This is a genomic window from Parabacteroides sp. AF17-28, assembly GCF_003479205.1.
Lineage (GTDB): Bacteria > Bacteroidota > Bacteroidia > Bacteroidales > Tannerellaceae > Parabacteroides > Parabacteroides acidifaciens.
Window position 1 is genome coordinate 1 of record NZ_QUGV01000029.1, and the last position, 11,788, is coordinate 11,788.

At 48.2% G+C, this 11,788-nt stretch carries 7 protein-coding genes; all 7 read left to right on the forward strand.

Translation table 11 applies throughout. The annotated features are described in order from the left end of the window. Nucleotides 1-182: 182 nt before the first annotated feature. The 7 genes from DWW90_RS17265 (at nt 183) to DWW90_RS17295 (ending at nt 11,772) form a co-directional block, all read left to right on the forward strand. Nucleotides 183-992, forward strand: coding sequence for an IclR family transcriptional regulator (locus DWW90_RS17265; RefSeq protein WP_115498834.1), 810 nt, complete (start codon nt 183-185; stop codon nt 990-992). A 17-nt stretch (nt 993-1,009) separates the two neighbouring features. After that, the gene (locus tag DWW90_RS17270; protein WP_122345869.1) at nt 1,010-2,785 is read left to right on the forward strand and encodes a YncE family protein; all 1,776 of its coding nucleotides are present in this window, start codon (nt 1,010-1,012) and stop codon (nt 2,783-2,785) included. Continuing rightward, the gene (locus tag DWW90_RS17275) at nt 2,782-3,876 is read left to right on the forward strand and encodes an endoribonuclease L-PSP (protein WP_122345870.1); all 1,095 of its coding nucleotides are present in this window, start codon (nt 2,782-2,784) and stop codon (nt 3,874-3,876) included. Before DWW90_RS17270 ends, DWW90_RS17275 begins: the two co-directional genes overlap by 4 nt. Before the next feature lie 166 nt (nt 3,877-4,042). Then, a complete protein-coding gene (locus tag DWW90_RS17280; RefSeq protein ID WP_122345871.1) occupies nt 4,043-4,804 on the forward strand; it encodes a hypothetical protein in 762 nt (253 codons plus the stop codon). Between the two features lie 30 nt (nt 4,805-4,834). After that, entirely contained in the window at nt 4,835-8,830 is a 3,996-nt protein-coding gene (locus tag DWW90_RS17285; protein ID WP_122345872.1) for an SUMF1/EgtB/PvdO family nonheme iron enzyme, read from the forward strand. A gap of 130 nt (nt 8,831-8,960) precedes the next feature. Further along, the gene (gene ccsA, locus DWW90_RS17290; protein WP_122345873.1) at nt 8,961-11,396 is read left to right on the forward strand and encodes a cytochrome c biogenesis protein CcsA; all 2,436 of its coding nucleotides are present in this window, start codon (nt 8,961-8,963) and stop codon (nt 11,394-11,396) included. 61 nt (nt 11,397-11,457) lie between these two features. Further along, complete coding sequence (locus DWW90_RS17295; RefSeq protein WP_115498828.1) at nt 11,458-11,772, forward strand: hypothetical protein; 315 nt, start codon at nt 11,458-11,460, stop codon at nt 11,770-11,772. Nucleotides 11,773-11,788 lie beyond the last annotated feature (16 nt).

Sequence of the window (11,788 nt, forward strand, 5' to 3'; positions counted from 1 at the left end):
TTACAACACTTACTTCGATTTGCTTGACGGCTATGGCGTCAAGCGCGGGGACAGGGATGTTTTAACACAATCTCATTGAATAATGTGCTTTACGACATACTTAACTAATTTTTGCATACATCCTGCCTTCATTTCTCCGCACTCTTTTATATTTGATTCAAATCTGAAACAATATTTCAAATATGAAAAGCAGTATTCCAAATATGGAAAAACCGGAAGAGAACTACAAGGTGCCCAATCTCGAAAAAGGGATTGCCGTACTGGAGTATCTGTCGCTTCACACGCAAGGCGGCACGCTTCAGGAAATCAAGTCTGATCTCGACATTTCCCAGACTACGGCCTATCGTATTCTGAATACGCTTGTACGCTTGGATTATTTGATATATAATGAGGATACAAAACGATACAAGTTGTCCCGCAAATTACTAACTTTGGGATTCAGATCGCTAAACGAACACAATCTGCTGGAAACTGTTTTACCGCGTCTGCGTGACTTGCGCGACCAGGTGAAAGAGACAGCATGCTTCGGCGTGTTAGGGGATAAGAAAGGCATTTTCATCGAGCAGGCGCAGGGACATCATACGTTCCGCTTCATCCTGTCTCCGGGAAAATCTTTCGATTTGCATTGTTCGGCTCCGGGAAAAGCTATAATGGCTTATTTGCCGAATACTGTCCGGGACCGTTATTTGTCATACATGGAATTTACACGCTACAACGCCCGGACGATTACTACACGCGATGCTTATTTAGAGGAATTGGAGAAAGTCCGGAAATTGGGCTATGCCATGGACAACGAGGAAGAACTGAACGGTGTGATTTGCATCGGTGCTCCTATCTTTAATTTCACGGGTTATCCTTGCGGGGCCATCTGGATTTCAGGCCCGAAGGACCGCTTGTCGAAAGAGGTGGTACGGACATCCGTAGACTGCATAAAGAATGTGGCACAGGCTATCTCTCTTGAATTAGGATACAGTAAAGCAAGAAAAATATAATACATAATAATCTTACCATGAACACACGAAAATACATGCTAAAAAACTCATTGGTGGCTTGTTTTGCCTGCTGTTGCATCTCCATTGCTTCAGCAGGCAACCCACCGTTCTTTCCGACGGACATTGCCGTGAACGGGAAAGGTGAGTTGTTGATGACAGATAAAGGAGTAAAGCGAGTGGATGTCTTTTCGCCTGACGGTACGGCATTACTGCGCTCTTTCCCGATGGATGAAGCGCCTACCGGCATCCTGATGGATGGAGATAAAGCGTATGTGACTACTTTCGGAACGACAGGCCATTTGCAGGTGCTGTTGTTGGAGTCGGGCAGGATAGAGGCTTCCATTCCGACCGGTTCGGGAGCTTGCCATCCGATGTTCGGTCCTGACAGGAAACATATATATGTATGTAACCAGTTCCAGAATACAGTCTCCGAGATCGATCCGGCATCGCGCAAGGTGGTACGCACCGTGAAAGTGCTGCGCGAACCGAAATCGGCTGTGTTCAGCAAGGATGGCAAATATATGTTTGTCACCAACTTCTTGCCGGCCCAGCGGGCTGACCTCGATTACGTGGCCGCCTGCGTCTCGGTTATCGAGATGGACGGCTTCACAAAGGTGAAAGACATTCAGCTGGCCAACGGCAGCAACGCACTTCGGGGCATCTGCATCACTCCCGACGGCAAATATATTTACGTCTCGCACAACCTGGGACGCTTCACGGTTCCGACTTCACAGTTACAGCAGGGCTGGATGAACACCAGCGCTTTCAGCGTGATCGACGTGGACAAGCAGGAATTCTTAGGTGCCGTTGTGGTTGACGAACCGGAACGGGGCGCAGCCGGTATCTGGAGCATCGCCTGTAATGACGAATCAGTCTTTATCTCACATTCCGGTACACATGAAGTCAGCGTGATCGACCATAAAGCCATGCTCGACAAGTTCCTGAACTATCCGAACAAGGCGGTGCTTGATTATGACCTGACATTCCTCTATGGCTTGCGCGAACGTATCCAGTTACAAGGAAACGGTCCCCGCAATATGCTTTTAGTCGACGACAAACTGATCATCCCGACCTATTTTGCCGACGTATTGAACATCATGGATATCCAGACCAACGAGGTAAAGGCGACCGAGCTGAATCCTGGCCGCGAAGAAAGCGATGAAAACAAAGGAGAACGCTACTTCAACGACGCCTCCCACTGCTTCCAGAACTGGCAAAGCTGCAACGGCTGTCATCCGGGTGATGCCCGCACGGACGGCATGAACTGGGACTTGATGAACGACGGTGTCGGCAACTCCAAGAACTGCAAGAGCCTGCTCTTTAGCCATGTGACGCCTCCCAATATGATTTCAGGAATCCGCGCATCGGCGGAAGTGGCTGTTCGTGCAGGATACAACTTTATCCAGTTTTTTGATATTACCGAAGAAGACGCCCTTTGTGTGGATGCTTACCTGAAAGCGCTTCGTCCCGTCGCCAGCCCTTATCTGGTCAACGGCGAACTGTCCGAACTGGCAAAAGAAGGTCAGAAGGTCTTCGAGAAGTTGAAATGCGGCGAATGCCACAGCGGCGTTTACTACACAGACATGAAAATGCACCGTATCGGTGAAGACATAGAGTTCGAGAAAGGATGGGACACCCCGACCTTGCGTGAGGTATGGCGCACGGCTCCTTATCTGTTTAACGGACGGGCTGCCACGATGAAAGAGGTGTTCAGCGTCTATAAACACGGTATCGAGAAGAAAGTATCAGAGAAAGACATCGAAGCACTAACCGAATACGTAAACTCTTTATGAACTACTGCGATAAAATACATTATAACATTTATACAACCGGGGTCGCTGCCTTCAGTGAAATGGTCGACGCTTTGTTGGCGCAATTGCCGCAGGACGAACAGATTCTCCGCCTGGCCTTCTTCGGCATGCCGTCCGACAACGAGCAATATGTCTCGCGCCGTATCATACTGCGCGAGAAGATCCGCAAGTTCTACGGTAATCACGAGCCGGTGCTGAGCTATGTCTCCCAGCCGCCTCTGAATGCCGGATTGATCCTGGAAGTTCACAGCTACAAGACTGGCGAAGGCGATCATGTCACATTCCGTCATTACGGCGGTTTCCCGTATGTCGTATTGGAGAATGCAGACGGACGTTTCCTCTTTGCCGGAGGTTTCCACGGAGACGTGATCAATTTCGGTATCCAGCAGCAGTCGACGGAAGTATTCCATATGATAGGCGAAGTAATGCGCCGGGAAGGTTTCCTGATAAACAGCATCATCCGCCAATGGAACTACATCGAGCAGATTACGCGTTTCGACGGCCCGGACCAACATTACCAGATGTTTAATAACGCCCGTGCCGATTTTTACGGGAAGACAGACTGGAATAATGGCTATCCGGCTGCAACCGGTATCGGGGCTAATCTGGGCGGAATCCTGGTAGATCTGGATGCGGCTGTTTTTGCCCGTCCCGAATGTTATGCCACACCGATCGACAATAAGTTGCAGGTCGCTGCACACGCTTATTCGGACCAGGTCCTGGAAGCTGCCCAGCAGAAGAAGGCGACTCCGAAGTTCGAACGCGCCAAAAGCATGACCTTCGATGGCAGGCGGATCGTTTATATTTCCGGCACGGCTGCTATCCGGGGAGAAGAAAGCTTGGTGGGAGTGGGCCTCGGACGACAGCTCCATATCACAATGGAGAATATCGACCAGTTGATCGGAAATGCTAAGTTGAAGATGTTGCGCGTCTACCTGAAAGAAAAATCTTTCTACGAAGAAGCACGCGAATTGTTGGAAGGCTATCGGTTGGATATACCGATTTCCTATATGTGGGCGGATGTTTGCCGGGATGAGTTACTGATCGAGATAGAAGGGATCGCCATCGAATAGGAGTTTCATAGGCATGGAACAAAAGTTTCATGGGCATGGAACAAAAGTTTCATGGGCATGAAACAAAAGTTTCGTCGGCATGAAACAAAAGTTTCGTCGGCATGAAACTAAAATTACCTAAGGAGGAAAGAACGAATATTACTAACTAAATAAACAAAAGAAAGAAATGAAAAAGAATCTGATGAAATTAACGGCTATGGGAGCACTCTTGCTTTCTATGGCAGCATGTACCGGCAAAACATCTACTGGCGAAGCTACTTGTTGCGCAGCAGCGGGTAAAGGGCAATGCACCGAACAGTGCGGAAGTGATTGTGAGAATGAATGTGGAAACAATGCTAACTGTAAAAATAAGAAAGAAATGAAGTATTCAAAGAAGTACACAAACGCCGACTTTTACAAAGACGGCAAGTTCCAACAGGATGTTGCCACAGAGGCAATGAAAGACATGTTTGCTTTCTACGGTGTTCCTTACACCGAGTTGATGGCTAAAGACATGTGGGTAACAGATTTCGGTCTGGGTGATTTTGAAAACGTAGGTATGGGCGGTATCTTCTGGGTGAACGACGCAGACTATGGTTACTTTGCTCATGCAATCTATCTGCTTCCGGGACAGATGATCCCCGAGCACGCTCATGTGAAAACTAAATTCCCGGCTAAACACGAGTCTTGGATGGTAGAAAAAGGATGGGTGTATAACTTCTCTGAAATAGGAGACGAAACGCCTAACGCTCCGGCTATTCCTGCCACTCACGGCGCTATCAAGAGCAAGAACTTCGTGGTTCAGAATGTCGGTGATGTTCTTCGCCTGAAAAAACTGGAAACATTCCACTTTATGATGGCTGGTCCTGAAGGTGCTATTGTTGATGAATGGGCATGCTATCACGATAACGACGGCTTGTGCTTCACTCATCCGAAAGCTTCGTTATAATATAAGTAATACCACCTTATAATTTATTACATGAACAAATACTATTTATTAGTATCACTCTTTCTGTCCTCTTCTGCCCTGGTATCCGCAGGACCCAAGCAGAAGAAGGCGGAAACGTGGATTGATGCTTCAGTCAAAGCTAAGACGGAATTGCAGGCAAAGCTGAAGAAATCCGGAATGCCGATCATCTCTACCTGGATGAAACATAAGGCGAAAGCCGAACCTTTCGTGGTAGATTTGAAAGGACTGGATAAGCTGGTGCTTGTGACTGCCGGAGGTCCCGACGGTACGGATTACGACCAGGCTGTATGGGCAAACGCCCGTCTGATAAAAGCCGATGGTACAGCCGTATGGTTGGACGAAGTTCCTTATGAATATGGTGTTGCCGGTTGGGCGGCGCCTAAGATGAACACAAATGCTTACGATCATGAGATTTTCATTGCCGGAAAAGAATATAAACACGGCGTCTTCTGTCATGCAAACGGCACATTGGTCTATCCGATCAATGGTGAATATGTCCGTTTTGAAGCTGAAGTCGGTATCGATGATACATCGAGCGGCGGAAGCGTCTTCTTCCAGGCGTTGAACACTGTTCCGGCTTTCGTGGCAGAAGAGTTGAATGCCAAATACCCGAAGGAAATCGGTATGTTAGGCGCTGTATTGGACGGCTTGGATACCTGGCTGATTACTCCGGATGCTTCTGTCGAGAAACAGGCTGCGGAGAATGCAATCGCCCGGTTGAAAGACGGCGCTTATTTTACCAATGTCGCGAAACAGATTGCCGGTGAGAAAGACCTCTATACACAGATACACCAGTATCTTGCATTGGTCGAAAAAGTACAGGAAGTCTATAACCTGCAGAACGAACTGGAATGGTTGAACGTGGAAGCTGTCAAGCTGGCCTTTGGCGATATGAAAAAGCAAAAGGGTTATGACGCTGCCAAATACGAACCGATGCTGAACGAATTGGTACAGCTCGAAAAGAAAGGTTTCAAAGGTATTTATAATGATGACGCGCAGACGATAGCCGATGCTAAGAAAGCGCTGGAATGTAAACGTGCCATCTTGTTGGCCAACCCGTTGCTGGATGCCGATAAGATTGTGGCCGCCCGCTTTAAAGTAGGGGCCAAGGCACATCAGATCATGACTCCTTCATTAGGAACGCAGGCTAATAACTGGAGTAACCAGGAATCGGCCGGTCGTGAAGGTTTCGATGCTGAAATTGTCGAACTCTCCAATCTGCGCGGCGACGTACAGATGCGTCAGGTCTACAAGCCGACGAACGGTTCTTCCATTGCCGACCTGAAGTTGCACTGGGACGGTGACCGTGTGATGTTCACACAGACACAGGACGACAAGCGTTGGAACATCTACGAAGTGAAGTTGGATGGAACCGGCTTCAAGCCATTGGTGGAAAATGACGAACCGGACTTGGAGTTCTATGATGGAACTTACCTGCCTGACGGCCGTGTGATTGCGATCTCCAATATCGGTTACCAGGGTGTTCCTTGTGTGAACGGTTCCGATGCAGTAGGTAATATGGTGCTGTATAATCCGAAGGATAAGAGCATGCGCCGTCTGACGTTCGACCAGGATGCCAACTGGAATCCGGTCATCATGAACAACGGACGCGTGATGTACACCCGTTGGGAATATACCGACCTGACTCACTATTATTCCCGTATTGTCATGCACATGAACCCGGACGGAACGGAGAACAAGGCTCTCTATGGCAGCGGCGCGATGTTCCCGAACAGTACGTTCGACGTGCAGCCTTTGCCCGGTCATGGTTCTGCCTTTGTCGGCATCATCTCCGGCCACCACGGCGTAGCCCGTTCAGGTCGTATGATTATCTTCGATCCGACAAAAGGACGTAAGAGCACACTCGGTATGGTACAGGAAATTCCTCACCGTAACCGTCCGGTCAAAGAAGAAATCAAAGACCAGTTGGTAAACGGCGTATGGCCGCAGTTTATCAAACCGACTCCGCTGAACGACAAATATTTCCTGGTAGCAGCCAAGTTGGACCCGCATGCACTGTGGGGACTTTATCTGGTGGACATTTACGACAACGTGACTTGCTTGATGCAGGCCGAAGGTGAAGGATATATCAGCCCGATCCTGGTGCGCAACACCAAGACTCCTCCGTCTATTCCTGACCGTGTGAAGCTGAATGAAAAGGAAGCAACTTTCTTTATCCAGGATATCTATGAAGGTGAAGGCTTGAGAGGCATTCCTCGCGGTACGGTTAAGTCTCTCCGCCTGCATGCTTACGAATATGCGTATGTGAAAACTCGCTCCGATCATAACTGGCATGGTATTCAGTCCGGTTGGGATATTAAGCGTATGTTGGGTACGGTTCCTGTCGAAGAAGACGGTTCCGTGATCTTCAAAGCTCCGGCCAATACTCCTATTTCTATCCAGCCGTTGGATAAGGATGGCGTTGCTATCCAGTGGATGCGTAGCTGGGTGACAGGCCAGCCGGGTGAAGTGGTTTCCTGTATCGGTTGCCACGAAGACCAGAATCAGATTCCTATTCCGAAGCGTGTGATCGCATCGCAGAAGGCTCCGTCGGTTTTGACTTTGCCGGAAGGCGGTACGCGTTCCTTTACGTTCGACCTGGAAGTTCAGCCGATTCTTGACCGTGCATGTATCGCTTGTCACAATGGCAATGGTAAAGCATTCGACCTGCGTGGTGGCGTGAAAGACGAGTTAGGTTACGGTACGTCTTATCTGAACTTGCATCCTTATGTACATCGCCAAGGTGGTGAAGGCGATATGGTTGTCCTGCAGCCGTACGAATATCATCCGAACACCAGTGAACTGGTCCGCCTGTTGAAGAAAGGTCATCATAACGTGAAACTGACGGATAAGGAATGGAAGACGCTTTATAACTGGATCGACTATAATGCTCCGGACAAGGGCTATTTCAACGCAAACGTCCTGGATATGCTTCCTTACAAGGGATTCGACCAGATCAAACGCCGTAAGGATTTGACCGACAAGTATGCAAATGGTGCCGGTGTGGACTGGAAGAAAGAAATCGCCGACTATGCCGACTATCTGAAGAAACAAGGCCCGATCACTCCGGAAATGCCGGAAAAAGCTGCTCCTGTCAAGGAAAAGCAGGTGAAAGTGAAGGGCTGGCCTTTCGGTGCAGACCGTATCAAGGAAATGCTGGCAAAGGAAACAGAAACCCGTAAAACGGTGGAAATCGCTCCGGGCGTGAAGATCAACTTCGTACGTGTTCCTGCCGGTGAATTTGTGATGGGTAGCTATCGTGGTGAACCGGATACTTATCCGACAGCAAAGGTGAAAATCGATAAAGGCTTCTGGATGGCGGAACTGGAAACAACCAACGAACAGTTCAACGTAGTCTTCCCGGATCACGACAGCCGTTTCGTAGACCAGCAGTGGAAAGACCACGTGAACCAGGGTTATCCGGCTAACAAACCGGAACAGCCGGTTATCCGTGTCAGCTACAACGATGCCATGGAGTATTGCAAGAAACTGAGCGAAAAGACCGGTCTCAACATTACGCTTCCGACAGAAGCGCAGTGGGAGTGGGCTTGCCGCGCCGGTAGCGATCAGGACTTCTGGTATGGCGATATGCACACCGACTTCGGTAAGAAAGACAACTTGGCCGACAAGACAACGCTGTTGCTTGCCGTTTCCGGTATAGACCCGCAGCCGATGGCAAAGACCAATCCGTGGTACAAATACTACACCTTCCTTCCGAAAGAAGAGAGTGTGGATGACGGTAATCTTGTCCAGGTAGGCGGTAAGGCATATGAAGCCAATCCGTTCGGTCTGTATAGCATGCACGGGAACGTAGCCGAATGGACCCGTTCGGATTATGTATCTTATCCGTATAATGAAAAGACGAAAGAGACATCTGAATATAAGGTGGCACGCGGCGGTTCCTATATTGACCGTCCGAAATATGCCGCATCTTATACCCGTAAGGCTTATTACCCGTATCAGCGCGTGTTTAATGTCGGCTTCCGTATGATCATTGAAGATTGATAATTAAGATGTATAAATGACATCTATCAACTAATAGAGCACACAGATGTGGCGGATTGCCACGGATTATTTCATTGCACGATTAATCTGCGTACATTTGCTGCATCTGTGAACTCTAATTATAATGTAAATGAAAACAAGTCTCGAAAGATTTTTCTCCTCTTTTGTAACGACGATTGTCCTGTTACTGATTTATGCCTTTGGCCTGGCCGTTGCCACTTTCATTGAAAAGTATCACGGTACAGCTGCAGCCAAAGCAATGGTTTATTATTCCCCTCTATTCTTCCTTCTCCAATTTCTTTTAGTTGTCAATTTCCTGGCGGCAGTCGTCAAACACCAATACCTGAAACGTGGCAAATGGGGACTGATACTGACCCATTTCGCTTTTATCATCATCCTATTAGGAGCTCTCACCTCTTTCCTTTTCGGTGAGGAAGGCATCCTGCATTTGCGTGAAGGGGAGACAAGCAACCGGATTGCTGTCCGTACTTCCGATAACACAACCTATCATACCCTGCCTTTTTCCGTTGAACTGAAGAAATTCACCTTAACCCGTTATCCCGGTTCCGCCAGCCCTTCGTCTTACGAGAGCGAAGTAATTGTTCATGTGGACGGACAGGATCGTGAAGAACGGATTTATATGAATAATATTTTGGATGTAAAAGGTTACCGCTTCTTCCAGGCTTCCTATGACCAGGACGAACACGGAACCATCCTTTCCGTCAACCGTGATGTGGCCGGACGGAATATAACTTATACCGGTTACTTGATATTATTGGTTGGTTTGATTCTCAGCCTGGTAGGTAAAGATTCCCGTTTTATGCGTCAGAGCCGCCGGTTGAAAGAACTGCGCCGGGCGACGGATGTAGCGGTTGTGTTGCTTGCCTTACTGGCTTTCTCCATGCAGGCGGAAGCAAAAGGTGATGCTTCTCCCATGCTGGATGCCGTACAGAAATACCAGGTGAGCTCTGCCCATGCCGAACTGTTCGGCACTTTGCCGATCCAGTCGGCTAACGGGCGTATGATGCCGGTCAATACGTTCTCTTCCGAAGTGCTTCGTAAACTCCATAAATCGGATAAGATCGGCAAACTGAATTCCGACCAGTTCCTGTTGAGCCTTCTGGCCATGCCGGATATGTGGATGCGGGTTCCTTTTATCGCCCTGTCCAATCCGGAGCTGGCAAACTACTATGATCTGACGGACGGCGAATGTGCTTATATCCAGGTTTTCGACAGTAACGGTAATTATAAGTTACAGGATAAGTTGGAAGAGGCTTATAATAAAATGCCTGCCCAGCGTACCCGTTTCGATAAGGATTTGATGAAACTGGACGAACAGATGAACATCGTCCATCAGTTGATGAACCACCAGATGTTGAACCTCTTCCCGAAGGAGAACGATCCGAATCATAAATGGTATGCGCCGGGGGATGACCTTTCGGCCTTTGCCGGTAAGGACTCCATGTTTGTATCCCGCATCCTCGAATGGTATTTAGGCGAAGTGCAGGAGGCGTTGAAGAGCGGCGACTGGGCGAAAGCCGATGAAGTGATAGGGATGATCAGCACGTATCAGCAGGCAAAGAACAAAACACTCGATATCAGTCCTAAACGGATGGAGGCAGAGTTGAAATACAATAAGATGGATGTCTTCCGCTATTGCAAGATCGGCTATCTGATCCTGGGTGGGCTGTTGCTGGTCCTCTCTTTTGGTATGCTGTTCCGTCAGAGCCGTTGGATGAAGATGACTGCCTGGCTATTAGGTATTGGTGTGTTAGTCGTATTTCATTACCATATGTTCGGTATGGGCATGCGTTGGTATATCGGAGGCTATGCTCCTTGGAGCAATTCATACGAGACGATGGTCTATGTCGGATGGGCGACTGTCCTGGCCGGTCTGTTGTTCGTGCGGCGCAGTACGATCACCTTTGCGTTGGCTACCCTGTTTGGTGGTATCATTCTTTTTGTGTCCAGTTTGAATTGGATGGATCCGGAGATCAATCCGCTTGTTCCTGTTTTGAAATCTCCCTGGTTGATGTTTCATGTTGCGGTTATCGTAGCTGCTTACGGTTTCTTCGGTATCAGTTGCTTGATCGGGTTGACCAATATGGTGATGATGTCTATCCTGGGAAAGAAGAACGGGGAGATGCTGAAGGCACGCATTACGGAACTGAGTATTGTGAACGAGATGGCGCTTTGGGTAGGACTTGCCTTGATGACTGTCGGAACGTTCCTCGGAGCTGTCTGGGCTAACGAATCATGGGGCCGTTACTGGGGATGGGATCCGAAGGAGACTTGGGCGCTGATTACGATGGTTGTTTATGCCGTGGTTGCCCATCTTCACTTGGTAAAACGTTGGAATAACCCCTGGTTGTTCAACTTAACGTCCGTCGTTGCGTTTGCCTCTGTACTGATGACTTTCTTCGGTGTCAATTATTTCCTGAGCGGGATGCATTCATACGGGCAGAATGATAATGTGAATGGAATATTCGCCTATCTATATATGGCATTGGGAGTCGTCGTCGTTCTGGCTTTCCTTTCATATAAGAGATGGAAGAGGGCAGAGTAGATTAGAAGAATAGAATAAACAACGAATAATAAATATTACGAACACTTAAAATTAATTAGTCATGAGAACATTTAATCACGTCGGTATCGTAACGACAGAAAAAGTAGAAGGGGCTATGTTTAACGAAGGCCTGAGCGTATGGTTGACGGACTACAGCAAGAGCCCGAACCGTATCGAGTTCCTGAAATTTGAAGCAGGAAGCTGTCTGCCCGAGTTGGTGCAGAAACAGGGACATATCGCTTACACTGTTCCTTCCTTGGAAGAAGAGCTGAAAGGTAAAAAGGTCATTTTTGGTCCGGCTGTATGTGACGAACATCTTACGATCGCTTTCATCGAAGAAGAAGGCATTGCTATTGAAATCATGGAGATTAAATAATAATATAAATAACTTA